The 26,780-nt window shown below is 56.0% G+C and carries 27 protein-coding genes, 1 other RNA gene and 1 pseudogene; 19 read left to right on the top strand and 10 right to left on the bottom strand.

Features of this window, described 5'->3' with window-relative positions; genetic code table 11:
• Window positions 1-213: 213 nt before the first annotated feature.
• The 3 genes from CC94_RS0104635 to CC94_RS0104625 are packed head-to-tail and all read right to left on the bottom strand — an operon-like array spanning window position 214 to window position 2,979.
• A complete protein-coding gene (locus CC94_RS0104635; protein ID WP_031429981.1) occupies window positions 214-441 on the bottom strand; it encodes a FeoC-like transcriptional regulator in 228 nt (75 codons plus the stop codon).
• Window positions 428-2,746, bottom strand: coding sequence for a Fe(2+) transporter permease subunit FeoB (gene feoB / locus CC94_RS0104630; protein WP_031429980.1), 2,319 nt, complete (start codon window positions 2,744-2,746; stop codon window positions 428-430). The genes CC94_RS0104635 and feoB overlap by 14 nt, the downstream gene beginning before the upstream one ends.
• Complete coding sequence (locus tag CC94_RS0104625) at window positions 2,746-2,979, bottom strand: FeoA family protein (protein WP_005374366.1); 234 nt, start codon at window positions 2,977-2,979, stop codon at window positions 2,746-2,748. The genes feoB and CC94_RS0104625 overlap by 1 nt, the downstream gene beginning before the upstream one ends.
• Window positions 2,980-3,194: 215 nt before the next feature.
• On the opposite strand from CC94_RS0104625, the gene CC94_RS0104620 reads away from it, so the two are divergent.
• The 3 genes from CC94_RS0104620 to CC94_RS0104610 all read left to right on the top strand — a co-directional run bounded on the left by CC94_RS0104620 (window position 3,195) and on the right by CC94_RS0104610 (window position 6,492).
• Window positions 3,195-4,199: a class 1 fructose-bisphosphatase gene (locus CC94_RS0104620; protein WP_031429978.1), complete on the top strand. Its 1,005-nt coding sequence runs from the start codon at window positions 3,195-3,197 to the stop codon at window positions 4,197-4,199.
• A 1,056-nt stretch (window positions 4,200-5,255) separates the two neighbouring features.
• Window positions 5,256-6,038 carry an ATP-binding protein gene (locus tag CC94_RS0104615; protein ID WP_031429976.1) on the top strand — a complete coding sequence of 261 codons (783 nt, stop codon included), beginning with the start codon at window positions 5,256-5,258 and terminating at the stop codon, window positions 6,036-6,038.
• A 94-nt stretch (window positions 6,039-6,132) separates the two neighbouring features.
• Complete coding sequence (locus CC94_RS0104610) at window positions 6,133-6,492, top strand: exosortase system-associated protein, TIGR04073 family (protein WP_031429974.1); 360 nt, start codon at window positions 6,133-6,135, stop codon at window positions 6,490-6,492.
• A 216-nt stretch (window positions 6,493-6,708) separates the two neighbouring features.
• Here the strand turns inward: CC94_RS0104610 and CC94_RS0104605 are convergent, their stop codons facing one another.
• The 4 genes from CC94_RS0104605 to CC94_RS0104590 all read right to left on the bottom strand — a co-directional run bounded on the left by CC94_RS0104605 (window position 6,709) and on the right by CC94_RS0104590 (window position 10,226).
• On the bottom strand, window positions 6,709-7,020 hold the full coding sequence (locus tag CC94_RS0104605) for a DUF3175 domain-containing protein (RefSeq protein ID WP_031429973.1): 312 nt from the start codon (window positions 7,018-7,020) through the stop codon (window positions 6,709-6,711).
• Window positions 7,021-7,213: 193 nt separating this feature from the next.
• A complete protein-coding gene (gene ftsH, locus CC94_RS0104600) occupies window positions 7,214-9,067 on the bottom strand; it encodes an ATP-dependent zinc metalloprotease FtsH (RefSeq protein WP_425411955.1) in 1,854 nt (617 codons plus the stop codon).
• Between the two features lie 234 nt (window positions 9,068-9,301).
• Entirely contained in the window at window positions 9,302-9,973 is a 672-nt protein-coding gene (locus tag CC94_RS0104595) for a hypothetical protein (RefSeq protein WP_005374354.1), read from the bottom strand.
• A 46-nt stretch (window positions 9,974-10,019) separates the two neighbouring features.
• Window positions 10,020-10,226, bottom strand: coding sequence for a DUF2934 domain-containing protein (locus tag CC94_RS0104590; protein WP_005374352.1), 207 nt, complete (start codon window positions 10,224-10,226; stop codon window positions 10,020-10,022).
• Window positions 10,227-10,525: 299 nt separating this feature from the next.
• Here CC94_RS0104590 and CC94_RS0104585 point away from each other — a divergent pair, with 299 nt between their 5' ends.
• From CC94_RS0104585 to fae, 10 genes are all read left to right on the top strand, one after another.
• Window positions 10,526-11,875 (top strand): two-component system sensor histidine kinase NtrB, encoded by a 1,350-nt coding sequence (locus CC94_RS0104585; protein WP_031429970.1) that lies wholly within the window; start codon window positions 10,526-10,528, stop codon window positions 11,873-11,875.
• On the top strand, window positions 11,865-12,485 hold the full coding sequence (locus tag CC94_RS0104580; RefSeq protein WP_005374349.1) for a response regulator transcription factor: 621 nt from the start codon (window positions 11,865-11,867) through the stop codon (window positions 12,483-12,485). The genes CC94_RS0104585 and CC94_RS0104580 overlap by 11 nt, the downstream gene beginning before the upstream one ends.
• Window positions 12,486-12,636: 151 nt before the next feature.
• On the top strand, window positions 12,637-13,566 hold the full coding sequence (locus tag CC94_RS0104575) for a hypothetical protein (protein WP_031429969.1): 930 nt from the start codon (window positions 12,637-12,639) through the stop codon (window positions 13,564-13,566).
• Window positions 13,559-14,218 (top strand): HAD family hydrolase, encoded by a 660-nt coding sequence (locus CC94_RS0104570; RefSeq protein ID WP_031429967.1) that lies wholly within the window; start codon window positions 13,559-13,561, stop codon window positions 14,216-14,218. Before CC94_RS0104575 ends, CC94_RS0104570 begins: the two co-directional genes overlap by 8 nt.
• Window positions 14,219-14,283: 65 nt before the next feature.
• Window positions 14,284-15,246, top strand: coding sequence for a beta-ribofuranosylaminobenzene 5'-phosphate synthase family protein (locus CC94_RS0104565; RefSeq protein ID WP_084675294.1), 963 nt, complete (start codon window positions 14,284-14,286; stop codon window positions 15,244-15,246).
• A gap of 66 nt (window positions 15,247-15,312) precedes the next feature.
• Window positions 15,313-16,383, top strand: a complete 1,071-nt coding sequence (locus CC94_RS0104560) for an ATP-grasp domain-containing protein (RefSeq protein ID WP_245619700.1) — start codon at window positions 15,313-15,315, stop codon at window positions 16,381-16,383.
• 2 nt (window positions 16,384-16,385) lie between these two features.
• Window positions 16,386-17,369, top strand: a complete 984-nt coding sequence (gene mch, locus CC94_RS0104555; protein ID WP_031429964.1) for a methenyltetrahydromethanopterin cyclohydrolase — start codon at window positions 16,386-16,388, stop codon at window positions 17,367-17,369.
• A 9-nt stretch (window positions 17,370-17,378) separates the two neighbouring features.
• On the top strand, window positions 17,379-18,299 hold the full coding sequence (locus CC94_RS0104550) for an ATP-grasp domain-containing protein (protein WP_031429963.1): 921 nt from the start codon (window positions 17,379-17,381) through the stop codon (window positions 18,297-18,299).
• Window positions 18,296-19,147, top strand: coding sequence for a triphosphoribosyl-dephospho-CoA synthase (locus tag CC94_RS0104545; RefSeq protein WP_031429961.1), 852 nt, complete (start codon window positions 18,296-18,298; stop codon window positions 19,145-19,147). Before CC94_RS0104550 ends, CC94_RS0104545 begins: the two co-directional genes overlap by 4 nt.
• Window positions 19,148-19,242: 95 nt before the next feature.
• Window positions 19,243-19,752, top strand: a complete 510-nt coding sequence (fae, locus tag CC94_RS0104540; RefSeq protein ID WP_005374334.1) for a formaldehyde-activating enzyme — start codon at window positions 19,243-19,245, stop codon at window positions 19,750-19,752.
• 61 nt (window positions 19,753-19,813) lie between these two features.
• Here the strand turns inward: fae and CC94_RS0104535 are convergent, their stop codons facing one another.
• On the bottom strand, window positions 19,814-20,497 hold the full coding sequence (locus tag CC94_RS0104535) for a HisA/HisF-related TIM barrel protein (protein WP_005374333.1): 684 nt from the start codon (window positions 20,495-20,497) through the stop codon (window positions 19,814-19,816).
• 120 nt (window positions 20,498-20,617) lie between these two features.
• Between CC94_RS0104535 and CC94_RS0104530 the strand changes: the two genes are divergently transcribed.
• The 3 genes and pseudogenes from CC94_RS0104530 (at window position 20,618) to crp (ending at window position 23,482) form a co-directional block, all read left to right on the top strand.
• On the top strand, window positions 20,618-21,616 hold the full coding sequence (locus tag CC94_RS0104530; RefSeq protein ID WP_031429959.1) for an ATP-grasp domain-containing protein: 999 nt from the start codon (window positions 20,618-20,620) through the stop codon (window positions 21,614-21,616).
• Window positions 21,606-22,649, top strand: coding sequence for a hydantoinase/oxoprolinase family protein (locus CC94_RS0104525; RefSeq protein ID WP_031429958.1), 1,044 nt, complete (start codon window positions 21,606-21,608; stop codon window positions 22,647-22,649). Before CC94_RS0104530 ends, CC94_RS0104525 begins: the two co-directional genes overlap by 11 nt.
• Before the next feature lie 180 nt (window positions 22,650-22,829).
• A pseudogene (crp, locus tag CC94_RS21235) lies at window positions 22,830-23,482 on the top strand (cAMP-activated global transcriptional regulator CRP).
• Window positions 23,483-23,492: 10 nt separating this feature from the next.
• Here the strand turns inward: crp and CC94_RS0104515 are convergent.
• Window positions 23,493-24,080 (bottom strand): D-sedoheptulose-7-phosphate isomerase, encoded by a 588-nt coding sequence (locus CC94_RS0104515; protein WP_031429957.1) that lies wholly within the window; start codon window positions 24,078-24,080, stop codon window positions 23,493-23,495.
• Window positions 24,081-24,091: 11 nt separating this feature from the next.
• Complete coding sequence (locus tag CC94_RS0104510) at window positions 24,092-24,490, bottom strand: YraN family protein (RefSeq protein WP_051911562.1); 399 nt, start codon at window positions 24,488-24,490, stop codon at window positions 24,092-24,094.
• Between the two features lie 138 nt (window positions 24,491-24,628).
• Here CC94_RS0104510 and rsmI point away from each other — a divergent pair, with 138 nt between their 5' ends.
• The 3 genes from rsmI (at window position 24,629) to mraZ (ending at window position 26,772) form a co-directional block, all read left to right on the top strand.
• A complete protein-coding gene (gene rsmI / locus CC94_RS0104505) occupies window positions 24,629-25,492 on the top strand; it encodes a 16S rRNA (cytidine(1402)-2'-O)-methyltransferase (protein WP_036303727.1) in 864 nt (287 codons plus the stop codon).
• A gap of 55 nt (window positions 25,493-25,547) precedes the next feature.
• Window positions 25,548-25,941, top strand: an RNA gene (gene rnpB / locus CC94_RS22645) — RNase P RNA component class A.
• A 363-nt stretch (window positions 25,942-26,304) separates the two neighbouring features.
• Window positions 26,305-26,772 (top strand): division/cell wall cluster transcriptional repressor MraZ, encoded by a 468-nt coding sequence (gene mraZ, locus CC94_RS0104500; protein ID WP_031429954.1) that lies wholly within the window; start codon window positions 26,305-26,307, stop codon window positions 26,770-26,772.
• Window positions 26,773-26,780 lie beyond the last annotated feature (8 nt).

Raw genomic sequence — 26,780 nt, 5'->3', positions numbered from 1 at the left:
TCCTACGGCCCTAGCATACACGACGCGTGACAAGTTATTGCGACGCCTCAAGGTTTAACTGCGCGCCGTGATGCTCAATTTAAAACGTTAGACATATCGAGAAGCTCGTAGTTCGTAGGCTGGGTTGGAGCTATGCGGAAACCCAGCGTAGCCTGTGTCCGAACTTGCTGGGTTTCGTTCCTCAACCCAGCCTACCCGCTTTCATTCTTCTCTCTATGGCGTATCAACCCATTCATAAAGCTCGATCGACGCCGGATCGCACTTACAGCAGCTGCCGCCGCAGGTGGTGCCGGAGGGCAGTTTGCGGAGGTTGCCCTTGCTGATCCATTTGCCGAGCATGCCGCGCAGGGCGTCGGGATCGACATTGAAATGGTTGGCCAAGTCGATCAGCGCGACGCGGCGCTGGGCCTTGAGGTAATTGCGCAGGTCAGACAGAATCAAAGGCGGCTCCTTTGTCGAGGGATGGGCCGGGCTGTCTGCCGTATCGCCATAATCCCCCAATCACGCCGGCGAAGACGGCCATCAGGCCCAGGATCCAGGCCAGCGAGTTGGCCGGATGATGGCCGAAGGTCATCGCCTGATAAAAAACCGTCGCGGTCATGTAGGCGAGGCCGGTGGTCCAGAGCACAACAAAAACAGTCCAGCCCCGGTTCGTTTCGCGGTAGATCGCGGCGGTGGCGGCGACGCAGGGCGCGTAGAGCAGGATGAACAGCAGGTAGGCGAAGGCGCCGGTTTGGCCGTCGAAGCTTTGCCGCATCGCCGCATAGGCGGCGGTTTTGACTTCCAATTCGCTGTTTGCGGTTTCGATGTTCAGGCCCAGGGGGTCGAGCACGTTTTTGGCGACGCCGGCCAGGTTTTCGGGAATGGTTTGCAGCGCGGCAACCAGGGCGTCTTTCAGGTCGAATGCCTCGGCTTCGGCCGCTGCAGAGCCTGCATTCATCTGGCTGTACAAGGCATTCAGAGTGCCGACGACCGCTTCTTTGGCCAGTACGCCGGTAAAGATGCCGACTGTCGCCGGCCAGTTGTCGTTCCTGATGCCCATCGGCGAAAAGGCGGGCGTCAGGCCGCGGCCGATTTCGCTCAGGACCGACTTGTCGCTGTTTTCGCGGCCGAAGCTGCCGTCGGTGCCCAGTGCGTTCAAAAAGTTCAGCACCAGCACCATCGGCACGATGACCTTGCCCGCGTTGAACAGGAACGACTTGAGCCGGTCCCAGGTGCGGATCAAAACGCCGTGCAGGGTAGGGAGGTGGTAGACCGGCAGTTCCATGATGAACGGCGAGGATTCGCCCTTGAAGAGGGTATGACGCATGATCAGGCCGGTCAGTACGGCGACGCCGATGCCGAACAGGTACAGGCCGAAGACCAGGTTCTGGCCGTTGACCGGGAAAAACGCGGCTGCGAACAGCGCATAGACCGGCAATCTAGCACCGCAGGACATGAACGGGTTCATCAGGTTGGTCAGAATCCGGTCGCGCGGGTTTTCGAGCGTCCGTGTCGCCATGATCGCCGGTACGTTGCAGCCGAAGCCGACGATCATCGGCACGAACGATTTGCCGGGCAGGCCGATCATGCGCATGAAACGGTCCATCACGAACGCGGCGCGCGCCATGTAGCCCGAATCTTCCAGCGCGGACAAAAACAGGAACAGGAAGCCGACGATCGGGATGAAGGTCGCGACGACCTGCATGCCGCCGCCGATGCCTTGGGTAACCAGCACGGTCAGCCATTCGGGCAGGCCCCAATCGGACAAGACCCGTCCCAGGCCGTCGACGAGCAGCGCCGCGGCGGCCTGATCGAAAAAGTCGACGAACGCGCTGCCGATGTTGATCGTGAACATGAACATCGCGTACATCACCAGCAGAAAGATCGGAATCCCCAGGAAGCGGTTCAACACGATGGTGTCGATTTTTTCGGAGGTATGGCGGCTGACTTCGTGCTGTTTGCAGACCGCGGCCTGCGTGAGGTCGTTCACGAAGCCGTAGCGCGCGTCGGCGGCCAGGATGTCGATTTCGTCGTCGGTTTCCCATTCGATGCGGCGCTGCAAGGTTTTGACCGTTTCAACAATCGAAGGCCCGGCGATTTTCCGCGCCAGCGTGTCGTCTTCGAGCAGGCGCATGCTCAGCCAGCGCAAATCGCAATGCTGCCGCGCCGCGGCATCGGCAAGCTGCGGCGCGAGTTCGGCGATAGCCTGTTCCAGCGCGGGCGCGTAATCGATATTCAAATGGGGGGTCGGCTTGGCGAGAGCGGCCTGATTGATCGCTTTCTTGAGCGCGCCGATGCCTTGTTTGGTCGAGGCCACGATCGGCACGACCGGACAGCCAAGTTGTTCTGCAAGGTAAGGAATGTCGACCTTGATGCCCCGCTGCTTGACCGCATCCATCATGTTCAACACCAGGATCATCGGCGTGCGCATTTCGATCAGCTGCGAAGTCAGATACAGCTGGCGCTCGATGCTGGAGGCATCGACGATGTTTACGATCAGGTCGGCTTCGCGGGCCGCAACGAAATCGCGCGCAACCTTTTCGTCGAGGGAAACCTGGTCGTCGGAGGCTTCGAGGGAATAAGTGCCGGGCAGATCGACCAGCTCGATCGTTTTGCCTTCAAAAGAATACTCGCCGGTCTTTTTTTCGACCGTGACGCCGGGCCAGTTGCCGACGTGCTGTTTCGCGCCGGTCAGCGCATTGAAGAGGGTGGTCTTGCCGCAATTGGGATTGCCGACCACGCCGACCGTGAAATCGGCGGCCATCAGAGCTTCTCGATTTGCAGCACCGCGGCTTCGTCTTTACGCAAGGTGAGAGAAAAACCGCGCAGGCGGATCTCGACGGGATCGCCCATCGGCGCGAAGCGGGTCACGCTGAATTCGGTGCCGGGCGTCAGTCCCATCGCCAAGAGGCGCTTGCGGTAGGCTTTGCCCGCTTTGTCGAAGCCGACGATTTTCGCCAGATCGCCGACGGCCAGTTTTTTTAAGTCAATCAACATAAAATAGCCTTTGAATTGAATCGTTTACTGAATTGACTCAGTTATCAATAATCATTCTCATTTATGGTAAATATAACATAAAATCCGCGTTTGCGAAACCGGCGCGACAATTTGCCGGCCAGCCGCCGCAGCTCGGGAATTCGGGCACATCGATGCGGACCAAACAGGTATAATTGGCAGGTAAGAAACGAACTACAACGGAGATCCGACAATTCATGGCCAACAAAGTCACGATGACCCAATTCCTGATCGAACAGCAGCGCGAGTATCCCGGTACCTCGGGAACGTTCACGATGTTGCTGAACGACATCGTTACCGCCTGTAAACAGATTTCGCACAAGGTCAATCGCGGCAACCTGATCGGTGTGCTCGGCAGTGCCGAATCCGAAAACGTGCAGGGCGAGGTGCAGAAGAAACTCGATATCATTACCCACGAGATCATGGTCGAGGCGCTGGATTGGACGGGGCATCTGGCCGGCATGCTGTCCGAAGAAGTCGACGAGCCGATCAAGATTCCCCCGCAATATCCGAAAGGCAAATATGTGGTCTTGTTCGACCCGTTGGACGGCTCGTCGAATATCGACATCAACCTGACCGTCGGCACGATCTTTTCGATTCTGCGCTGCCGCGAAGGCGTGGATGCCGAGCCCGAGGATTTCCTTCGCAAAGGCGCGGAACAGGTCTGCGCCGGCTTCGTCCTGTACGGGCCTTCGACGATGATGGTGCTGACCACGGGCCACGGCGTGAACGGTTTTACGCTGGATCAGGACATTGGCGAATTCATCCTGACCCACCGCAACATGACGATTCCGGAAGATACTCGCGAATTTGCGATCAATATGTCCAATCAGCGTTTTTGGGAAGAACCGGTTCGCCGCTATATCGACGAATGCGTGCAAGGCACGGACGGTCCGCGCGGCAAGAATTTTAATATGCGCTGGATCGCTTCGCTGGTTGCCGAGGTGTACCGGATTCTGACCCGCGGCGGCGTTTTTCTGTATCCCTACGACAGCCGCGATCCGAAAAAACCGTATAAGCTTCGCTTGCTGTACGAAGCCAACCCGGTCGCTTTCATCGTCGAACAAGCCGGCGGCGCCTGCTCGACCGGTCGCGAACGGATGCTCGACGTGAAGCCGCAGAGCCTGCATCAGCGCGTGCCGGTGATCCTGGGCTCCAAAGACGAAGTCGAGCGGATCGTGAAATACCATTTGGAAGGCTGAAGTTGGATTTCATTTCCCGTTTCGCTGGATGCAAATGTTACTGTCTTAAATCTCAGGCAGAGTAATAAACGCGTCTTCAACCTTATTTTAGGATTTGGGCGGAAATAATTTCCCGGTTTTAACCGATTCGCATTGCATCGCTTTTTAGCGACGTACGCGTTCAGTCCTCCTCTTTGAAAAAGACGACTGCATGGATGCAGGAGGTAGGGTAATGCAGGAGCGATTGCCGAGGGGTTTAGGGGAGATTTTTTAATCAATCCCCCTTGATCCCCTTTTTCAAAGGAGGAAACTCCGTAGGTTGGGTTAGGCGCTAGCCGTAACCCAACACTCGAAGCCGAATTCTGTTGGGTTACGCTTCGCTAACCCAACCTACGGGACTCTTTGAAAAAGACGACTGCATGGATGCAGGAGGTAGGGTAATGCAGGAGCGATTGCCGAGGGGTTTAGGGGAGATTTTTTAATCAATCCCCCTTGATCCCCTTTTTCAAAGGAGGAAACTCCGTAGGTTGGGTTAGGCGCTAGCCGTAACCCAACACTCGAAGCCGAATTCTGTTGGGTTACGCTTCGCTAACCCAACCTACGGGACTCTTTGAAAAAGACGACTGCATGGATGCAGGAGGTAGGGTAATGCAGGAGCGATTGCCGAGGGGTTTAGGGGAGATTTTTTAATCAATCCCCCTTGATCCCCTTTTTCAAAGGAGGAAACTCCGTAGGTTGGGTTAGGCGCTAGCCGTAACCCAACACTCGAAGCCGAATTCTGTTGGGTTACGCTTCGCTAACCCAACCTACGGCACTCTTTGAAAAAGACGACTGCATGGATGCAGGAGGTAGGGCAATGCAGGAGCGATTGCCGAGGATTTAGGGGAGATTTTTCAAATAAATCCCCCTCGATCCCCCTTTTTCAAAGGGGGAAGCGAACGTTTATTTCAGCTTATCCGTAGCCTGAAAGCATATCAGATTGATTCCTTGCTTTAGGCGCATTTTCCCGATACTTTACTGTTTCTTGAACAGGCGGTTTTTTCAGTTTCCATTGTCTTTAAATCTCAGGATCATAGTGTGAAGCCCAACGATTGGCATACGACCTATGCGGCCATTTGGCGGCAGAATAAAGAATATTTACGGCCTGTCGCCCGTCTGGATACGATCCGGCTAAAGGATCTGGTCGGCATCGACGAACAGAAACGGCAATTGCTCGACAATACCGAACGTTTCCTGGCCGGCATGCCGGCCAACAATGCCTTGCTCTGGGGGGCAAGGGGTACCGGCAAGTCATCGCTGATCAAGGCGCTTTTGAACGAATTCCGGGAGCAGGGGCTCAGGATCATTGAAGTGGATAAACAGGATCTGGTTTACTTGCCCGAGATTGTCGACGAAATCCGCGAACTGCCGCAGCGCTTCATCGTTTACTGCGACGATCTCTCGTTTGAAGCGCGCGACCGCCGTTACAAGTCGCTGAAAAGCGTGCTCGAAGGCTCGATCGAGTTGCCGCCCGAGAACGTACTGGTGTATGCGACGTCGAATCGCCGGCATTTGCTTCCGGAACGGATGAGCGATAACCTCGACACTCGTCTGGTGGATGGCGAGGTGCATTATTCCGATGCGGTCGAAGAACAGATTTCGCTGTCGGACCGTTTCGGTTTATGGCTGGCGTTCTATCCGCATTCGGCCCAGACTTACCTGAACATCGTCGACAGTTATTTTCCCGCCTATAGCGGCGATCGGGATCGATTGCACCGGGAGGCGCTGGAGTTTGCGCATAGGCGGGCTGCAAAAAGCGGCAGGACGGCGAAACAATTTTTCAACCTGTTTTCCGAGCGGCATCGGCAAGAAAATCAGTAAGGCGCATTTTTTTGATCACACAGCTTAATTGATCTATAATCAAATAGCGATTCGAAACTATTATCCATGGCAAAAAATAAACAAGGGGAGACTCATGTTGAGATTTAATCGTATGTTGTTGGCTACCGCTTTGATGGTCAGTGTGTATGCTCCGCCCAGCCAGGCGGAAGGCTATGTTTCCGATGTGTCCGCGAAATTTACGCGAGGGTTTGCAAACCTATTTACCGGCATTGGCGAAGTGCCGAAAAATATCGCTTATGTTAGCGATAAAACCAATCCGATTGCCGGCGGACCGGGCGGCTTGGTTCTGGGCACGCTCCATACGCTCGGCAGAACCGCGACAGGGATATTCGACGTGATCACCAGTCCGCTTCCGACCGACAGCCTAGTGCAATCGGAGTATGTTTGGGAGGACTTCGACCAGCCCACGACCTATTTCAATTTCGATCAATAACATCAGATCGACTTTTCTCTCCGTTTCAAGGCGGGGAGAAAAGCCGCTCTCCGAAAGTCCTGTTTTTCGCGGCGGCTCGCCCGGTTTTTTCGGAGCACGGGCTTCGCTTATCCGGCTGGCTTGGCTTCCGACGATTTTGCCCGGATTCGCCGTCCAAACGAGGCGTCTGCCGACAACCTCATTTCAATGGGCGCTTGTTGAGGTCGCGGGTCTCTCTCATTTTTTTCCATACAATTCGCGCAGCGCCCGTTTGGCTTGTTCAAGGATTTGCTTCTGTTCGGGATCCAGATTCTTGCCGGCGCGGTTGACATAAAATACCAGCATCGACATTGCCGAGCGGAACGGCTCGGCCTTGCGGCGCGTGCTTGCTTCGGCCGAATCCCTCAGCGATTCGGCAATCCGCTGCGGATCTTTCCAGGTAAAGACCCCCTGTTCCAGGCTAAGGGCATTGCTTTCGCGCGTGACTTTGGCCGACCATTTGTATGGAGCGGCCCCGCGTGAATCGTTTGTTTGCTGGTTTCGAGTCATCGAGATATTCGAGAGACGATTGTTCGAGCGGATTCACCCGTTTTTTCCGCCAGTCAGGAAGTCTGCCCACCCCCGGAGGCAGCTGGCCTCTCCTGTTAAATTCTGATATTGAACAACATTTGGCTGCCATTGCGGGCAAATCCACCTCGCTGATGCCCGCATTGGATCAATAAAATCTGCCTTATGGTGAAAATTACTTGCCCATCAGGGCGACGACTTCTTCCCGGTTCACGACTTCTTTTTCCTGCAGCAGATTAGCCAGTTTATCGAGCAGCGTGCGTTTTGTGGTCAGAATTTCGCGCGCCCGGCTTTCGCCTTCCTCGATCAGCATCTTGATTTCGGCATCGATCAGGCTGGCCGTGATGTCGCTGTAATTGCGGTATTCGGAGACTTCGGTTTCCAGAAACTGCAAATGCTGGCGCCTGCCGTAGACCGGCGGCCCGAGCTTCTTGCTCATGCCGAGGCTGCAAACCATACTGCGCGCGATTTCGGTCGCTTTTTCGAGGTCGTTTTGCGCGCCGGTCGAAACAGTGCCGAAAACGGTTTCCTCGGCCATCCGTCCACCCATCAGAATCGCGATCTGGTCTTTCAGCTCGTCTTCGGTCGCCAGGAATTTTTCTTCGACCGGCAGCTGCAAGGTATGCCCCAGCCCCGCCACACCACGAGGAATGATCGAGATCTTATGCACGGGCTGGCCGGTCGGCACGGTTTCCGCGACCAGCGCGTGTCCCGCCTCGTGAAAAGCGACCCGGCGTTTTTCTTCAGGATTCAACACCCGGCTCTTCTTTTCCGGACCGGCCAGAATGCGGTCGATCGCGGCTTCGAAATCCTGCATTTCCACCTGCGTATGGCCGTTGCGAATCGCCAGAATCGCGGCTTCATTCGCAATATTCGCAAGATCGGCCCCGACCAGGCCGGGCGTGCGCCGGGCGATCACTGCAAGGTCGATGTTCTTGGCCAGGATCATTCTCTGCGTATGCAGTTTCAGGATTTCGATGCGGTCCTGCAGGTCGGGCTTGTCGACGATGATCTGGCGGTCGAAGCGGCCGGCGCGGAGCAGCGCCTTGTCGAGCACCTCGGGCCGGTTACTGGCCGCCATCACGACGACCCCGACGGAGGTGTCGAAGCCGTCCATTTCGGTCAGCAGCTGATTCAGGGTTTGCTCGCGTTCGTCATGGCCGCCCATGACTATCGGGCCGCCGCGCGAGCGGCCGATCGCATCGAGTTCGTCGATGAAGATGATGCAGGGCGCCTTGTTGCGCGCCTGTTCGAATAAGTCGCGGACGCGCGCGGCGCCTACGCCCACGAACAATTCGATGAATTCCGAACCGCTGATGTTGAAAAACGGCACTTGCGCTTCGCCCGAAACCGCGCGGGCGAGCAAGGTCTTGCCGGTGCCGGGCGGGCCGACCAGCAGTACGCCTTTGGGCATGCGGCCGCCGAGTTTCTGGATTTTTTCCGGATTTTTCAGAAAATCGATGGACTCGCCGAGTTCCTGTTTGGCGCTGTCGGCGCCGGCGACATCCTTGAAGGTGATTTTCGGCTGCGTATCCTGGTGAATCCGGGCCTTGTTGCCGATATTCAGAAATGCCTGCGGGCCGGCGGCGGCGCTGCGGCGAAGCAGCCAGGACCAGATGAACACGAAAATGAAGATCGGAATGATCCAGTTGAAAATCAGATTGGACAGCCAGTTGTCGCCGCTTCTGACCACGAAATCCACTTTGTTCTTGGCGAGCATTTCGGCCAGCTCGGAGTGCCAGAGCGGCACCGTCGTGAAAGGTCTGCCTATGCTTTCGCCCGCCTCGGGTTTAATGACGCCGCTGAGGTAATGTTCCGAGACGACCACTTTGTCGATTTTCCCTTCCTGCATCAATGTCATGAACTGGCTGAACGGGATTTCGCTCTGGCGGATCTCCTGCAGGTTATTGAAGGCGAGCAGCAGCAGGATGAAGCCAAGCGTAAAAATGATGATCCTTTTTTGCTTCGGATCCATGTCCGGCGCTTTATTCAGATCGACCGGCCGTTCCTTGCCGCTCAAAAGATTCATCGCGCGTCCCGGCAGGTTTTTCAAAAAGTCAATAAACTGGCTTAAAGATGCGATCACTAATTTCACAATATCGTTTTCACGCTTTTCCATGAGGTTTTCCCGGAGGTTGGTTTTTTATCCCGATGGGAGAGTCTGCGAGGCGTTTTTTATCGATCCGAATTAAAGATCGATACCCATGCTGCGGCGATGAAATCGCCTGCGTTCGACGCATTAAAAAAGCCTGTGCAGGAGGTTTTACTCTCCCAAGATTGTCGCGACTTCTTCGGAGCAAATCGTATCCTTATCGGCCGCAAGTATAAATTCCGCAAGCTTGGAGATGGCGCGCCAGTTATGATAATCATTTATGAAATTGAATGCTACCTGGTGTAATTGGTTCAATTTCTGATCCCGTGTCTGTTGATCGGGCGAGTAGCGCTGCAAGTAGTCCTCGATTAGCGCCAGATCGAAGGAACCGCCGTAATTTTCCAGTGCAGGCGGGTCGACCAGCCGGTAGGTAAAGATTTCGTCATCCATTTCCGCGACAAATTTGGCTTCCGCCAGGGAGCCTGCGAGCAGGTTGATCATGTCCGCGTCGAAGGCGTTCAATAAATTTTCCCGGGTGCGAATCCAATCCTGCCCGTTTTCTACCGATATATACCGGAAATCGTCCAGCGTATCGGGTAAAGTGTGCAGCAGGCGTCCGCCTTCAATGCAGGCGATATAGTTTTCGTAAGCGGTCTGAAAATCGGTAACGGTATCGGAGTGAATGACGCTGAATCTCAGATTGAATAAGAGCGGAGGAATGTTGCGTATCCGGTTGAGCAGATAGATGGCGGCGGCATGACCGGCTTCATGATAGGCGACGCAGCGTCTGCTTATTTCCGGCGTATACGCGACGGCATTATTGACACGGATATTGCGTCTCATGGTATACCTCGTTTTTTTCAGATAGGGTTCAAAAAATGCCCTGAGGTTAGGAGGGGTCGTTATCCAAATACCAATAGCGACACTGGTTGCTGATTTCCTGTTCGGCCTCCAGCCAGTCGTCCAGCTCATGTCCGTTTGCAAATCCTCGCCTTTCGGCTTTAAAGTAAGCCCGTTCCTCAACCATCAGTCGGAATTTGTCGGGGTCCGTATTTCCATATGCATCAGTATTCAGGGATTTATCGGGTATATTCATTGGATCTCCTGAAATAATCGATAGCTTAATGACTTTGGAATGCTAGCAACAACAATCGACATTCGGCAATTCGTACAAATACCTATGCGAAATTGAGCTTTTTGATGAAGACCGAAGTCTCAGTATTCACCGAGCGCAAGCGTTTACCGAGGCTTTTATCATGAAATTGTCAAGATAATATAATTTCCGCGGGTTCTCGATGCTGTAGAATCTCCGCTCGAGTTAAAGATCGCGGCGTTCCCCTTTATTTCTAACGGATATACAATAGCGGCGCCTGGCCATTGCCGGTGTATCGATTTATGACTTCTGAATCCAATTCATCAGCCGTCCCCGGATTTTGCGATAAGGCGCCGGCGGAAGTCGCCGAATTGCGAAAATGCCTGTCTATCGCCCAACAAAGCCTGCTGGCGTCTGAAGAAAGGATCGGAACGCTGGAGCGAAGACTGGCTGAGCAGACGCGCGAGCTGACCGAGAGTAATCAGGCGTTGAGAAGGAATATTGCGGCGCTTGAGGAGTCGAAGCAGCGCCTGCGGGAGCGGGAAGCCAAGCTCAACTCGATTTTCAATGCGGCGGTCGAAGGCATCATCACGATAGACCGGAACGGCTGTGTAGTCACCGCGAATGCCGCAGTCAAGGCGATACTCGGCTATGCCGAGGAGGAACTGGTGGGCAGGAGCATCAATCTGCTGATGCCGCCCGAGCAAGCCGTACAGCATGGCCGATATATAAAGGACTATATCGATCACGGCCATTCCAAAATCATCGGCAGCATACGGGAGGTCGAAGCCCGGCACAAAGGCGGGTGGAGCGTGCCGCTGGATTTGTCGTTGGCCGAATTTTGCATCGACGGCGAGATTTATTTTACCGGCATCCTGCGCGATACCACCCAGCGCAAGCTGCAGGAGCAGGAAAACCGGGAGCACCTGGAAGAGTTGGCGCATGTCACCCGCCTCGGCTTGATGGGCGAGATGGCCTCGGGCATCGCGCATGAAGTGAATCAGCCGCTGACCGCCATCGTCGCCTATACGGAAGTCAGCTTGAACCTGCTTAAAATGCCTCAGTTAGATACCGAAAAACTGGCCGGGATTCTCGCCAAAACGCATCAGCAGGCGCTGCGCGCCGGCCAGATCATTCACCGCATGCGCGATTTTATCCGTTCGAAAACCGCTACACGGACACTGGTCTGCATCAATCAACTGATCAGGGATTGCATTGGGCTGTGTGCGGACGATATCAAGCTGCAAGATATCAAGCTCGGCCTGGATCTGGCGGATGATTTGCCGCCGGTCTATGTCAATGAGGTCCAAATCGAGCAGGTGTTGCTGAATTTGCTCAGAAACGCGATCGAAGCGATGAAAGATCTTGCTCACGATCATCCGCGCCGGCTTGCGATACATACCCGTCTGGATGGCCGCCGGTTCATCGAAATCGGAGTCGAAGACAACGGGCCCGGCATTGCCACCGCCGAACTTGCGAAAATCATGACCCCTTTTTATACGACCAAAAAAAACGGCATGGGCATGGGGCTGTCGATCAGCCGCTCGCTAATCGAGGCGCATCACGGCACGTTGCGTTTCACGAGCCTGCCCGGCAGCGGTTGTACTTTTTATATCACTTTACCTTCAAAGGAGCAGGCGAATGGTTTTTGAACGGAACGACGCGATGGTTTATCTGGTAGACGATGAGTTTGCGGTCCGCGATTCGTTGACCTTGCTGATCGAAACGGCCGGGTTCGATGTACAAAGCTTTGCTTCCGCTCTGGAATTTCTGGACTGTTACGACCCCGAACGGCCGGGCTGCCTGTTGCTGGACGTCAGAATGCCGGAAATGAGCGGCCTCGAATTGCAGAAGGCATTGAATGAACGGAGCCTCGATATTCCGATCATTTTCATCAGCGGCCATGCCGAAGTGGCCGATTCCGCGAAAGCGTTTCGTGCGGGCGCCATCGATTTCCTGGAAAAGCCTTTCGAAAACAGCGTGCTGCTGGAGCGCATCGCCGAGGGCATCCATAAGGATATCTATGCCCGATTCCAGCAGTCCCTGAAGCGCGAGATTCTGCAGCGGTTGGCGCAACTGACGCCGCGCGAAATGGAGGTCCTGCGCTTGGTCATCAGCAGCCATTCCAACAAGGAGTCGGCCAAAATCCTGAAGGTCAGCAATCGTACCGTCGATGCGCACAGGGCGCGCATCATGGAAAAATTGCAGGCGGACAGTCTCGCGGAGCTGATGAAGATAGCGATGCAGTGCGATTTGCTATAATGTCCGCTAATGGCAGCGTTTCAGGCCCGTAAGGCAAGCGTACGCATCATTTTTTACCCGCCCGGAATACGCCGGTCACGGCTGTTTGATTTAACGATTTCAGCGCTGCCCGGCCTTGTTTTCTTGCGTCCTTTTTTCTTCAATATCTTCCGTGTTTTCTCCCAAAGATTTCATCGAAACGGCCGAAGGTCTCTTGTTCGCAGTTGTCGATCCGCATCTCGAACAAGGCAAGGCTCTGTGCTTTTTACGCTACATAAACGCCGAAGGCCATTGGCATAAGCAGGCGACCGACGAGGCGAACGCCTTCCTGTACCGAAATCATCCTCATTATCTGCATTATTCGCCGATTCTGGATGCGCGCCTGCATGCGGTGGAGGTCGAACGGATCGTCAGGCACCATCGGCCGAAGGACCGTTTTCGGCATATCATGCGGCAGTTTCGCCACGATCCGGTCGAGCGCGACGTTTTTGAACTCGGCGAATTGCTGAGGCAGCAAGGGGTGGACTTGAACCGGATCGGCATCACGGGGTCGGTGCTGGTCGGCGTGCAAAAAGAAAGTTCCGATATCGATTTGGTTTGCTACGGGAGCGAGGTTTTTCATCGCTGCCGCGCCGGCGTGGGCGCGTTGATCGAACAGGATCGCCTGCAGGATCTGAGCGACAGCGATTGGCAAGCATCGTACCGCCGCCGTAATTGTTCGTTGAGTTTCGAGGAGTACGTCTGGCATGAAAAACGGAAATTCAACAAGGCCTTGGTGAACGGGCGCAAATTCGATTTGAGCTGGGTCGAGCCGAACGAATCGGACAGGCCACAGCATTATCAAAAGCTCGAGCCTGTTACATTGACCTGTCGGATTACGGATGACGAGCAGGCGTTCGGCTATCCGTCCGTTTACCGGATCGAGCACGATTCGATCGCGGCGATCGTCTGTTTTACCGCGACTTATGCCGGGCAGGCGCGCAAGGGCGAAACGGTGGAGGTGGCCGGCATGCTCGAACGGAACGCCGAAGGCGTCCGGCATATCGTGGTCGGTTCCAGCCGCGAGGCGCACGGCGAACATATCCGGGTCATCCATGATTAAGCGGGCCGATATTTCGGCGGTCATCTTCGACATGGACGGGCTGGTGCTCGATACCGAAAAGACCTACCGCGCGGCCTGGCGCGAAGCGGGACGGGCCATGCTTTACGATTTTCCGGACGTTTTTCTCGAAGGACTGGCGGGTCTGGCGGGCGATGCGGTGCTCCGACGGATCGTAAGCTTTTGCGGCCCCGGATTCGATCACGGCGAATTCAACCGGCTGACGGCAGACTGCTGGCGGGAGCATGTGGCGGTGCACGGGATCGAGGTCAAGACCGGTTTTCACTCGCTTCGGGATTATCTGAACCGGGAAGCGATTCCGTTTTGCCTGGCAACGAACAGCGCTTTGGTTAATGCGGAGGCCTGTTTGGCGCTGGCGGGGCTTTCCGGTGTTTTCCCGGTCGTCGTTGCACGCGATCACGTCCGGCGTCCCAAGCCGTCGCCCGATATTTTTCTGCGGGCGGCATCCGCGCTGAAGGTTGAGGCCGGCCGCTGCCTGGTTTTGGAAGACTCGCCCGCCGGCATCGAAGCCGCTTTCGAAGCGAAGGCGTTGCCGGTGATGGTGCCGTCCATGTTTCCGGTAGATGCGGCCACGTTGGCCCGTTGCCGGTTCGTGCTGAACGATCTGGCGGAACTGCCGGGGAAGCTGGGCTAGTTCGCCGCCGCCGGCCGGTTTGTGTATAATATCCTGTTTTTCAATGCAACTTTCGATCTGATCCTTTGCAATTTCGACATCAGAAAGTATCGGTGACCGCGCCGGCCCGGCTGCATATGGGGTTTATCGATTTGAGCGGCGCCCTGGGAAGGCATTTCGGCAGCATCGGCGTGGCGCTGAATGAGCAGGCGACGCGCCTGACGGTAACCGGCTCGGACCGGCGCAGTGTTGCGGGGCCTTCGGCTGCGCGCGCGGAGAAATGCCTGACGCGGCTGTGCGAAGCATTGGGTGTTTCGGATGCGCTCGAAATCCGGATCGAAAGCGCGATACCGGAGCATGTTGGTTTGGGATCGGGCACCCAGATGTCGCTTGCGATCGGGGCGGCGTTGAGCGCTTTTTACGGTTTGGGACTGAATGTTCGCGACATCGCCCAGGTGACGGTTCGGGGGCAGCGCTCCGGCATCGGCATCGGCGTGTTCGAGCAAGGCGGGCTGGTCGTCGACGGGGGACGCGGCGAGCACACGGCTACGCCGCCGCTGCTGGTCCGGATGGCGATTCCGGAGGCCTGGCGGTTTATCCTGGTCTTCGACAGGCGCGGACAGGGCCTGCACGGTTTGCAGGAAATTCAGGCATTCCATGCACTGCCCTTGTTCCCTCGGCGCGAGGCCGAGCAGTTGTGCTACCTGTTATTGATGCAGGCGCTGCCTGCGATCGCCGAGAACGATATCGCCAGGTTCGGCGAGGTGATCACGCGTCTGCAGCGGTCGGTCGGGGAGCATTTTGCGGCGGTCCAGGGCGGCATTTACACCAGTCCCGAAGTGGCCTCGGCTATGCAGTGGCTGGCCGAGCAGGGCGCGGTCGCGGTTGGGCAGACCTCCTGGGGGCCGACCGGTTTTTGCATGGTGAACGGCGCCGATCGCGCGGCTGCCCTGATCGAAATGGCGGAACGGAAATTCGCGGCCGGCGGTACCTTGGCTTTCTCCAGCGCGAGCGCCCGCAACAGCGGCGGTCTGGTTGTCGTGGAGTAGGCCCCAAACGGATCGTTTTTTGACGCGAGCTTGGGTCCTGCGCAGCATTTGAATTCCTCCGATTTTTTGCTGATCATTGCCGGTTCCGGCCGTATGCTGGCAGAGGCGGCTTTCAAGGCCGGCCTGAAAGCGCTGGTGATCGATCTTTATGCCGATCTGGACACCCGTGAATACGCGCTCGAGGTCTGCCGTCTGCCGTCGTTGGCGGTCGAAGAGGTTGCCCCGGTTCTGGATGGCCTTGTCAGGCGTTACGGGGTTGGTCGAGCCGTTTACGGCAGCGGCGTGGAGCCTTATCCGGAAACCCTGGATTATCTGGATCGGCGAATGACGCTGCTGGGGAATGCGCCCGCCGTCTTCCGCCGCCTCCAGGACAAGGCCGTTTTTTTTGCACGGCTGGCCGATCTGCGGATTCCCTTCCCGGCGGTGTCGTTTGTCGCGCCCGACGCCAATGGCGGTTGGCTGGTCAAGCCGATGCAGGGGCAGGGCAGCCTGGGTATTCGCCGTTATTCTTCCGGTTTAGCCGATCGCGGCGTTTACTGGCAAAAATTCCAGGCCGGAACGCCGGGCTCCGTTTTGTTTTTGGCCGATACGCACAAGGCATGCGTAGTCGGCTTCCATACCCAATTTCATGCCGATTTAGGCGCCGGCCTTGAATTTGCGTTTTCCGGCCTCATTAATCATGCAATTTTATCCGCGGGTCAGAAAGTCCAGTTGGTCGGCTGGCTGTCTCAGTGTGTCCGGGCCTTTGGGTTGAAAGGTCTGAACACGCTCGATTTCATTCAGGACGGCGAGCGGATCTATGGGCTGGAGATCAATCCGCGCCCGTCCGCGAGCATGCAGTGTTATGGCGAATTGCTGACTTGCCATATCGCAGCCTGCCAGGGCGCCCTTCCGGAGGCGTTGCCGGCGCAGAAGGGATTTGCCGGTTTCCGGATTGTTTATGCCGATAGAGACCTCAGGATTCCCGAAGGGCTCGTCTGGCCCGAATGGGTGATGGACAGGCCCGAGGCCGGCGCCTTGTGTCATGCCGGGCAACCCGTGTGCAGCGTGATTTCCCGCCGAAGCGATCCGGAGCGGGTGGAGGCGGAGTTGGCGGCCAGGCAGCAACAAATTTTCAATCGATTAATCAAGGTTTAATTATGGAATATCAAGCGAGTGTGAATAAATTGACCCAACCCCTGGTGCAGCATTTGATTGCCAATGCGGACAAGCTGCGGGTGGCGGTCGAAACTCTCGACAACGGCTGCACGGTCATCGACGCGGGTATCAAGGTGCCGGGCGGCCTCGAAGCGGGACGGATCATCGCCGAAATCTGCCTCGGCGGGATGGGAACGGTCACGCTGAGCCACAGTCCTTATACCGCCCACTGGCCGTTGACGGTCAATGTGCATACCGGCAATCCGGTATTGGGATGCCTTGGCAGCCAATATGCGGGCTGGAGTTTGTCGCACGAAAAATATTATGCGTTGGGTTCGGGGCCGGCCCGGGCGATGGCGACCAAGGTCAAGGAAGGCAACGAAGAACCGGTCGAGGAGCTTTACAAGGAACTCGGTTACCGCGACAGTTTCGATTCGACCGTGCTGGTGATCGAGAACGATGCGGTTCCGCCGCCGGCAATCGTCGAAAAAGTCGCCGCCGCCTGCAAGGTCGACCCCGGCAAGCTGACCGTGATCGTGACGCCGACCAGTTCGCTGGCCGGCGGCCTGCAGGTCGTCGCGCGCGTGCTCGAAGTCGCGATGCACAAGGCCCATGCCTTGCATTTCCCGCTCGAAAACATCGTCGACGGCTTCGGCAGCGCGCCGGCTTGCCCGCCGCATCCGAATTTCGTGAAGGCGATGGGACGCACGAACGATGCGATCCTGTTTGCAGGCCAAGTCCATCTGTTCGTGAAAGGCAGCGACGAAGCGGCCGAAAAACTTGCTAATGAATTGCCGAGCTCGACTTCGAAGGACTACGGCAAGCCGTTTGCGGAGATTTTCAAGCATTACCAATACGATTTCTTCAAGATCGATCCGATGCTGTTCAGTCCGGCCAGCGTAATCGTGACCGCGGTCGAGTCGGGCAAGAGCTTCCGCGCCGGCAAGCTCGACAATGCATTGCTTGACCAGTCTTTCGGCGCCTAAAGGACATTCGTGCGCCGCATTGCGATTTTTACCGATGATCCGGGCTGGCACGGCAGGCGGTTGACGCAAGCGTTTGCCGAATATGGCTATCGCGCGGAATACGTCTCGCTGGCCGAATGCCGATTGACGCCGGCGCCCGGGCAATTGCCGCTCTGGATTCCCGGGTTCGAGCACGCGCTTCCGGAGGCGGCCTTCGTGCGCGGGGTGCCGGGCGGTTCGCTCGAAGAAGTGGTGCTGTATCTGGATGTTTTGCATGCGTTGAAGCTCCTCGGCGTTCCGGTCTATAACGACGGCCGGGCGATCGAGCGCAGCGTCGACAAGGGCATGACCAGTTTTCTGCTGCAGCGCGCCGGCCTGCCGACGCCGCCGACCTGGGTATTGCGCGATCCGGAGGAAGCGCGGCGGATCGCCGAGAACGAACTGCGAAACGGTCATTTATTGATCAGCAAGCCGCTGTTCGGTTCGCAGGGCGAAGGCATCCGCCGGATCGAAAAAATGACCGACCTGTTCTGGCTGACGCCGAGCCGCGGCGTCTACTACCTGCAGCGGTTCGTGCATGCCGCCGGCGAGGGGTATCACGATCATCGCGTGTTTGTGATTAACGGCCGGGCGGTCGCGGCAATGCGGCGGCGCGGCAAGTCGTGGCTGAATAATGTCGCGCAGGGCGCGGAGTGCGAATGGATCGAGGCAAGCGCCGAGCTGGCCGAGCTGGCGGTCCGGGCGACTCTGGCGCTCGACATGGATTATGCGGGGGTCGACATCATGCTCGACCGGGGCGGCCGCTATACCGTGATCGAAGTGAACAGCGTGCCGGCCTGGAAAGGGCTGGAAAGCGTCTGTGATGTCAATGTCGCGGCCTTGCTGGTCGAAGACTTGCTAGGCCGCTACTTGGGGTTGAGTTGCGTTCGGCCGGCGATTGAAATCCGGTGATCGCTCCCGACCGGCTCGAAGCCCTGTACCGCGAAGCCTGCGAAATCGAGCTGCAGGCGTTCAAGCCGGGCAACGTCAGCGTTTATGCGGACGGTCACGACATGACGGTGGCCGATTTCAGGCGCAGCGCCGAGGCGAGTTCCGGGCCGTTGTGCAATCCCGCCTATTCGCTCGGCGAAAAAATCTATTATGCGGTAAAAGCCACGCGGGAGGCGGTCGGCTGCAACACCAATCTGGGCATCGTGCTGCTGTGCGCGCCGCTGGTACGGGCGGCGGCCGATAAACCCGATCACGTCACTTTAAGGCAGGCTTTGGAGCAGGTGTTGGCTTCCACGACGATCGAAGACGCCGACTGGGTTTTCAGGGCGATCACGCTGGCTGCGCCGGGCGGTCTCGGCAGTGCCGGCGAGCAGGATGTGCACCAAAAAGCGACGGTGGATCTGCTCGAAGCGATGAAATTGGCGGCTTCGAGGGATCGTATAGCTTTTCAATATAGTTCAGGGTATCAAGATATATTCGATTTCTCCACAAAAGTATACTACAATGTTATACGTGGAAGGATTGGTCGTAATTGGGCTGCTCTGGCTGTTTATGTTGGATTGCTGCGCCGGTTTCCCGATAGTCACATTGAAAGGAAATATGGTAATCAATACACCGGGATGGTTGTCGCCAGGATGGCTGCGCTCGAGGACGCTCTGCAGCAAGCGGAAAATCCCGAGCAAACATTACCGTTGCTCTATCAGATAGATCAGGAATTCAAGTCGCAGGGCATCAATCCCGGCACGACGGCTGATCTGACCGTAGCAACTTTATTTACCGTATGGTTGGAAGATATATCAAGCGCTTGATTCCGCTAGGCCTAGCCGTGTCAATCGCAAACGTCGGCCGACCGCGGTGATTATATTTGTCTAATTTTTATTTTTCTTCACAGGGGAAAACAAGCATGGCTAAAATCAATAAATTGTTAGTGGGTGAATCTTTAGTGGGCGAAGGCAACGAAGTTGCGCACATCGACCTGATCATTGGTCCAAGAGGCTCAGCTGCTGAAAGCGCATTTGCAATCGCCTTGACAAACAACAAGGACGGTTTCTCCACTTTGCTGGCCGTTGTGGCTCCCAACCTGATGGTTAAACCGGCAACAATTTTGTTCAACAAGGTTACGATCAAAGGCGCAAAACAAGCCGTGCAAATGTTTGGCCCAGCGCAACGCGGCGTAGCAATGGCGGTTGCCGACAGCGTTGAAGACGGCACCATTCCTGCCGATGAAGCTGACGATCTGTTCATCAGCGTCGGTGTTTTCATTCACTGGGCGGCTGAAGACGACGCGAAAATCCAGGAATACAACTATAAAGCCACCAAGGAAGCGATCGCGCGTGCGGTTGCAGGCTCTCCGACTGCGGCTGAAGTGGTTGCCGGCAAAGCGACTGCGAAGCACCCGTTCGCTGCCGGTTGATCGGCATTCAAGCTTAGATAAGCCTGATAAAAATACCCCACTCGTTGGGGTATTTTTTTGCCTATAAGGCGGCAAGGTCGGCGCGTCCGATGGCGCCTGAATGCAGTGCACTCGCCACTAGGGCTTGTTGTATGCCGATTTTTTGCAGGGCTGCCAAATCTTCCCGGTTTCTGATGCCGCCTGCGGCGATGAAATTTTTACCGGGATAAGCCTTGCGGAAGGCGGCCAGTTTCTCGATGTCGGGGCCGGAGTCGCTGCCGACCCGCTCCAGCGTCATGATAATGATATCGTTCGGCCAATACTCGGGGTTTGTAAACAGGCTCTCCGCACCCAGCCGCATGCCTCTGAAATCCAGCGATAAAACGAAATCTTTTGCGTAGGTGTCCAGCAGGCTTAGTGTCTCGGTCCGAAACGATTCGCTTCCCAGCACCGTTTTGAGATTTGACGGCCGCCGCGAAGCCGGGGCTGAAAGGGGCAAGCCGCGATCGAGCCAGAAATTTCGGTTCGGGAAGCGTTCGGCTGCGGCATGGATCAATGCCTCATGGCTGCCTTTTCCCTCCAGTGCATCCAGGTCGGCAATATAAAAAGTCCGGAAATCGTATAACTCCAGATAAGCTTCGGCCACGTCGAAAATGTCCGCCGAAGGGCACAGTGCGGTATGGATCGGCAGGTAGGCGTCGCGCCTGCCTTGTTTGGCGTGAACGGCGACTCCGCCTTTCAGGTCGATGACCGGAATGACTTGCATGAATTCAAAGGCTCCATCCGAATAAGGTATATGGCGGCAATGATACAATATTCCGTTTTGGACATCGGGATCTCCTTCGATGCTGCGGGCTGATACAAGGATGTCGGTGGAGGTAAGGACATGAAGATTCTGGTATTCGAATACATCAGCGGCGGCGGTTGTAATCGGGAAGAACTGCCCGATTCGCTGGCGCGCGAAGGCCTGTTGATGCTGAAGGCTTTGCTCGAAGGTCTGGGCGAAATTCCGGATTTGGAGATTACCGTCATGCTGGATGCGCGCCTGTCGGGCGGCAGGGTACCGCCAAATGTCCGGACGGTCTTGATTGGCCGCCAAGACGACTGTTTTATCCGCTTCGAGCAGTTGGTTGAGCGGCAGGATGCGGTCTGGCCGATTGCGCCGGAGTTCGAAGGGATCTTGTTCTCGCTGTCTGGCACGGTTGAAAGACTCGGCAGGACCCTCCTGGGGTCCGGCTCCGAGGCCGTGCGGCTGGCGGGGGATAAATACGAGACTTATCGGTGTTTGCGGTACCGGCAAATTCAGACCGTCCACACCCGCCGGTTGGAAGAGGTTTCCGCTTTTCAGGGAGAATCGATTATCAAGCCGGTCGACGGAGCGGGCGGCGGCAGTTGCCTGATCCGCGATGCCGGGACGTTCGCGCGGACCGTCGAGCGCTTGCGAGGAACAGGAAGCTACATTATTCAGCCTCATCTGTACGGCGAGAAGACCAGCCTGTCCTGCTTGTTCAAGAGCGGGCGGGCCTGGCTGCTGTCGGTCAATCGGCAGGAGTTCGATATGGTGGACGATCAGTACCGGTTGGCCGCCATTCAGGTCAATTACAGAGAAGATCCGGGCCCCTATCGGGAGCTGGTCGGCCGCCTGGCCAAAGCGATGCCCGGACTGTGGGGTTATGCCGGCATCGACCTGATCGAAACGGCCGAACAAGTGCGGGTCCTGGAAGTCAATCCGCGGCTGACCTCTTCTTTCGCGGGCTTGAACGAGGCTTTGGGTGTCAACGTTGCCGCACTGGTGTTGCAGTTATTGCAGGGCGATCCTGTGATCCGGCGCAGAGCGGATAAAACGGTAACCGTTCAAATTAACCAGAAAACAGATGACGAATGAAATGATCGGCTGGGATATCGGCGGGGCGCATGTCAAGGCTGCCGCAATGAACGGTCGCGGCGAATTGACCGCGGTTTTTCAAAAGCCGTGCCCGTTATGGCAGGGAATGGACAAACTCCGTTCCGCGGTCGAGGCGATTCTAAGTGAATTGCCCACGGTTTCTTATCGCCACGCAATCACGATGACCGGCGAATTGGTTGATTTGTTTGCAGGCCGCGACGACGGGGTCAAAACGATCCTCGCTACCATGGTCGAGCTATTGCCAGAGGGCGAGCTTCTGGTTTATGCCGGCAGGCTGGGTTTTCTGGATGCTTCAAAGGTCAATCATAACCATTATGCAGCGATAGCCTCCGCCAACTGGCTGGCCAGCGCAAGCTATGCGGCGCGAAAAGTCGGCAGCGGCCTGTTGGTCGACATCGGCAGCACTACTACCGATATTCTGCTGCTCGATCGCGGGCGGGTAGCTGCGGAAGGCTATAGCGATTATGAGCGTTTGGCGACGCAAGAACTGGTCTATACCGGCATTGTCAGAACCGCGGTGATGGCGTTCGCCGAAAGCGTAGAGGACCAGGGCAGAGAGGTGGGTCTGATGGCCGAATATTTTGCGACGGCGGCCGATGTGTACCGGCTGACCGGCGAGCTGGACGAAGTGCACGATCAGTCGGATACGGCGGACGGTGCGGAGAAGTCGGTACTCGCCAGCGCCAGGCGTTTGTCGCGGATGATCGGCTGCGATTTCGATCTTGCCGAATTGCCTCGGTGGCAAAGGCTGGCCCACCATCTGCGCGAGAAACAATTATCAAGAATCCGGCAGGGCTGCGAAAGGCAGTTAGCGCGAAGCGCTCTTTCCGGTTCCGGCCCTTTCGTCGGTGCGGGCATCGGGCGTTTTCTGGTGAGGCAGTTGGCCGAGTCGATGGGAAAGCCTTATCTCGATTTCTCGGCTTTATTCCCGGCATCATCAAACGAAAACGGGATGTCCGCGGCCGATTGTGCGCCGGCAGCCGCGGTTGCGTGTCTGTCCGGAAAGAATTAGCGGTTTTACCGGGCTTCGGCAGAATGCGGAACAGTCGTTACTGCGTCCTAAGTCGCTGTAAAATAAAATTAAAAATATAAAGGCTCTATCCGAGGCGATGCGGTTTTTTTGCTAAACTCGATGCAGCCAAAAATACTTCTGGTTAGGATCATTCGTGGGGAGCATTTCGTGGGAAGCATTATGTTAAAAAACACGCCAGCAACCAATCAGGAAGCCCTGAACGCATTCCTGCATTTATGCCATAGAAAAAAATATCCGGCCAAAGCGACCGTGATCAGGCCTGGCGATGTCGGCGACCGGCTCTATTTCATCATCGAAGGTTCGGTCAGTATTTTTGCCGAAGACGAGGAGGGAAATCAGGAGATTATTCTAGCCTATCTAAATAAGAATGAATTCATCGGCGAGGTCGGGGTGTTCAAAGGAATGGAAGTACGCAAGGTGAGCGTAAAAACGCGCAGTCCCTGCGAATTGGCCGAGATCGGTTACGACCGTTTCAGGCAGGCATTGAAAAAGGAATTGCTGGCCTATGCGTCCGATTTGCTCTATATGCTCGGCGATCAATTGGCGTCGCGGTTGTTGATGACCAGCCGCAGGTTCTGTGATTTAGCTTTCATGGATGTGGAAGGCCGCATCGCCAGAACGCTGCTCGATTTGAGCAAGCAACCCGATGCGCTCACCCATCCGGACGGGATGCAGTTGCATATCACCCGCCAGGAGATCGGTCGGCTGGTCGGCTGTTCCCGGGAAATGGCCGGACGCGTTCTGAAGGAGCTGGAGGAAAAAAATTGATCACTGCCCACGGAAAGACGATCGTGGTGTTCGGAACCCGGTAATCCGGCCGAATCAGCCGCCGAAGATCTGGTAGTCGATCAGGTCGCACAAGCAGTGCGTAATCATCAGGTGCGTTTCCAGGACGTGGGCGGCCGAATTTGACGGTACGCGGAGTTCCAGATCGTTTTCATGCAATAACGGGGCGATGCTGCCGCCTTCCTGTCCGGTCAACGCGATTACCGAAATGTTTTTGTCGTGGGCGCTGTTGACCGCTTTCAATATGTTTGCGGAATGCCCGCCGATCGTATACACAACCAGAATGTCTCCGCTCTGTCCGAGCGCCCGGAGCGGTTTCGCGAAAATATCGTCGTATTGCATGTCGTTCGCGATCGCGGTTAGCATGGTCATGCCGGTGCCCAGCGCAATCGCGGGCAGCGAGGGGCGGTCGCGCTCATAGCGATTGATCAGCGACGCGACCAGCAACTGCGCGTTGTTTGCCGAGCCGCCGTTGCCGCAGGCGATGATTTTCTTGTCGTTGAGCAGGGCATGAACGAGGCGCTGTGAAGCGAAGCCGATCAGTTCGGACAGATTGACCACGGCTTCCTGTTGGGTCTGGATGCTGTTCGTGAAATGATCGATGACGCGTTCTTGTAAACTCATGTCCGTTAGTTTTACGCTGAAAAAGCATGGGGTATCCAGTCGATGCCGCCGTTTCCCGTGATCGCCACCACATCGAAGCGGACCGGGCAATCAAGTTTTTGCCGGATTAAATAAACCCGGGTTGCGGCTATTATACGCGATTGCTTGGTGCGGGTAATGCTTTCCGCGGCGCTTCCGTAACGGCCGGATTTGCGGAATCTGACTTCTACGATCACCAAAATTTTCCCGTCCCGCATGATCAGGTCGAGTTCGCCCTGCTTGCAGCGAAAATTCCGGGATACCGGCGTCAGCCCTTTGCCGATCAGAAATTGCCGGGCTTTTTCTTCCGCCGCATCGCCGCGCAAAAGGTGAGGCGCCTTTGCTGGGAGTTTGGCTAGCAGGTTTAGCAGGTTGAATGGATCGCTCTTCATAGAGAAAAAAGATTGCTGACGGTTGGCCGGGTTATAATCGCCCGCTTTGGCGGTTAACAAGTGCTTGCTCGATGGCCGGAGGATTTTGGCATAGTTTTTCGTAACTGTCTTGCGAACGCTTTTTGAGGCGGACGGATAATGAGCGAATGCGGCAAATTGTATGTGGTGGCGACCCCGATAGGGAACCTCGGCGATATCAGTTACCGGGCGGTGGAAACGCTCAAGCAGGTCGATCTGATTGCCGCCGAGGATACGCGGCATATCAAAGCCTTGCTGCAGCATTACGGCATCAACCGGAAAGTCGTCTCGCTGCATCAGCATAATGAAGAGCGCGCCGCGGCCGATCTGCTCGAAAAACTTCGGGCGGGTCTGTCGATTGCGCTGGTTTCCGATGCCGGGACGCCGCTGGTCAGCGATCCCGGTATGCCGTTGGTGCAGGCGACCCGGGACGCCGGGATCGAGGTGTCGCCGCTGCCGGGCGCCTGTGCGTTGATTGCGGCTTTGTCCGCGGCCGGATTGCCCACCTCCCGGTTTTCTTTCGAAGGTTTCGCGCCGAGGACGTCATCGGAAAGAAAGTCTTTTTTCAAGGCAAAAGCCGATTCACCGGACACCTGGATTTTTTACGAGTCCTGCCATCGGGTGCTGGCATCCTTGCAGGATATGAAAGAGGTATTGCCGCCGGAGCGCCGGCTCGTCATCGCCCGGGAGCTGACCAAATTGCACGAAACGATCGTCAAAACGACGCTGTCCGAAGCGGCGGCGCTGGTCGAATCCGATCGGAACATGCAGAAAGGGGAGTTCGTGATCCTCGTCGAAGGTGCGCCGAAATCGGATCAACCGGTGGAACTGACGTCCGAGCAGGAAAGAGTGCTTGGGAGTTTACTGAAAGAATGCCCGATCAAAACCGCTGTCGCACTGGCAGTCGAGATTACCGGGGCTCGCAAGAAAACACTCTATCAGGCGGCGCTGAGGCTTCGGCATGGGGAAGGGCATGATGAGTAAGCGGGCAATTTCCGTTCGGCGCTCGGCGAAATTATGATAGACTATGCGGATTGAAAGAGTCGGCCGAACAGTCGCTGTTTTATCGTAACGATAAAATGGAGGAAAGTCCGGGCTCCACAGGGCAGGGCGCCAGGTAACGCCTGGGAGGCGCGAGTCTACGGAAAGTGCCACAGAAAATATACCGCCCAGCCCCTAAATTTTTGTTAATTCCGCAAGTGGAGTTTTCAAGGAATTTAGAGGCTGGGTAAGGGTGAAAAGGTGCGGTAAGAGCGCACCGCGTCTCTGGTAACAGAGGCGGCAGGGAAAACCCCGCCCGGAGCAAGATCAAATAGAGAAACAAACGCGCGGCCCGCGCGGTTTCTGGGTAGATTGCTTGAGTTGCAGGGTAACTTGCAACCTAGATGAATGGCTGTTCAAGACAGAACCCGGCTTACAGGCCGGCTCTTTCAATCTTCTTTTATTTACCGTTTGTGATCCGTCGATCCAAACGTCAAAAATTTATCTTTCCGCTTTATCGTTTTTACCTCGGCGTTTCTTTTTTCCTCCTCGGATTCTTCTCCTGGCAAGGCGCGAGCTTTGTGTATTTTTAAAGTAGTTTCTCATTATTGCCAGATAAATGCCTGATACAATAAATTTTTTGTAAAGAGGTGCTTGGGGCTTTTACCCGACGAATTCGGCAAGCGTAAGTCATTGTCAAAAAAGAAAGAAATTTGTTATGAAGGCTCTTGACTCTGGTTCGCTAGAATCTTATAGTGGAGCCTTAGTGGGAAAAAGTGGAAAATTTTGGTTTTTTCTAGTTTCGGAGGGAGTTTTTGTTTCGGGGCATCAGTTCGCTCAATCTTGACGACAAAGGCCGTCTGGCGATTCCGACTCGCTACCGGGATGAACTGCAGGATTGTTGCGAGCGTCAGTTGGTCGTCACCGTTGCGGTCAACGAGTTATGCGTCGGCGAAGCCGGTTGCCTTTGGCTTTATCCGCTGCCCGAATGGGGAAAACTCGAACAAACCATCAGTAAATTACCGACCCTGAACAAAATGGCCGGCAAATTGCGCCGCTTTCTGATCGGTAACGCTTCGGAATGTGAAATGGATGCACAGGGCCGGTTGTTGTTGCCGGAAAAACTCAGACGTTTCGCCAATATGGAAAAAAAAATCGTTCTCGTCGGACAGTTGAACAAATTCGAGATCTGGAACGAAGACGCCTGGACGGCGAAAGAAGCGGAGTGGCTGGCCGGCGAAGATAACGACGGACTGGAAGAGCTCGGTACGTTGTCGTTTTAATAGAGAAT

Source organism: Methylomicrobium agile, from assembly GCF_000733855.1.
Taxonomy (GTDB): Bacteria; Pseudomonadota; Gammaproteobacteria; order Methylococcales; family Methylomonadaceae; genus Methylomicrobium; species Methylomicrobium agile.
This window is presented reverse-complemented; position numbering and strand designations above follow the sequence as displayed.

Coding starts and splice junctions, on each gene's coding strand:
- feoB (WP_031429980.1), bottom strand. CDS start 2,746: ATGGCCGCCGATTTCACGGTCGGCGTGGTCGGCAATCCCAATTGCGGC.
- CC94_RS0104625 (WP_005374366.1), bottom strand. CDS start 2,979: ATGTTGATTGACTTAAAAAAACTGGCCGTCGGCGATCTGGCGAAAATC.
- CC94_RS0104620 (WP_031429978.1), top strand. CDS start 3,195: ATGGCCAACAAAGTCACGATGACCCAATTCCTGATCGAACAGCAGCGC.
- CC94_RS0104610 (WP_031429974.1), top strand. CDS start 6,133: ATGTTGAGATTTAATCGTATGTTGTTGGCTACCGCTTTGATGGTCAGT.
- CC94_RS0104605 (WP_031429973.1), bottom strand. CDS start 7,020: ATGACTCGAAACCAGCAAACAAACGATTCACGCGGGGCCGCTCCATAC.
- ftsH (WP_425411955.1), bottom strand. CDS start 9,067: ATGAATCTTTTGAGCGGCAAGGAACGGCCGGTCGATCTGAATAAAGCG.
- CC94_RS0104595 (WP_005374354.1), bottom strand. CDS start 9,973: ATGAGACGCAATATCCGTGTCAATAATGCCGTCGCGTATACGCCGGAA.
- CC94_RS0104590 (WP_005374352.1), bottom strand. CDS start 10,226: ATGAATATACCCGATAAATCCCTGAATACTGATGCATATGGAAATACG.
- CC94_RS0104585 (WP_031429970.1), top strand. CDS start 10,526: ATGACTTCTGAATCCAATTCATCAGCCGTCCCCGGATTTTGCGATAAG.
- CC94_RS0104580 (WP_005374349.1), top strand. CDS start 11,865: ATGGTTTTTGAACGGAACGACGCGATGGTTTATCTGGTAGACGATGAG.
- CC94_RS0104570 (WP_031429967.1), top strand. CDS start 13,559: ATGATTAAGCGGGCCGATATTTCGGCGGTCATCTTCGACATGGACGGG.
- mch (WP_031429964.1), top strand. CDS start 16,386: ATGGAATATCAAGCGAGTGTGAATAAATTGACCCAACCCCTGGTGCAG.
- fae (WP_005374334.1), top strand. CDS start 19,243: ATGGCTAAAATCAATAAATTGTTAGTGGGTGAATCTTTAGTGGGCGAA.
- CC94_RS0104535 (WP_005374333.1), bottom strand. CDS start 20,497: ATGCAAGTCATTCCGGTCATCGACCTGAAAGGCGGAGTCGCCGTTCAC.
- CC94_RS0104530 (WP_031429959.1), top strand. CDS start 20,618: ATGAAGATTCTGGTATTCGAATACATCAGCGGCGGCGGTTGTAATCGG.
- CC94_RS0104525 (WP_031429958.1), top strand. CDS start 21,606: ATGACGAATGAAATGATCGGCTGGGATATCGGCGGGGCGCATGTCAAG.
- CC94_RS0104515 (WP_031429957.1), bottom strand. CDS start 24,080: ATGAGTTTACAAGAACGCGTCATCGATCATTTCACGAACAGCATCCAG.
- CC94_RS0104510 (WP_051911562.1), bottom strand. CDS start 24,490: ATGAAGAGCGATCCATTCAACCTGCTAAACCTGCTAGCCAAACTCCCA.
- rsmI (WP_036303727.1), top strand. CDS start 24,629: ATGAGCGAATGCGGCAAATTGTATGTGGTGGCGACCCCGATAGGGAAC.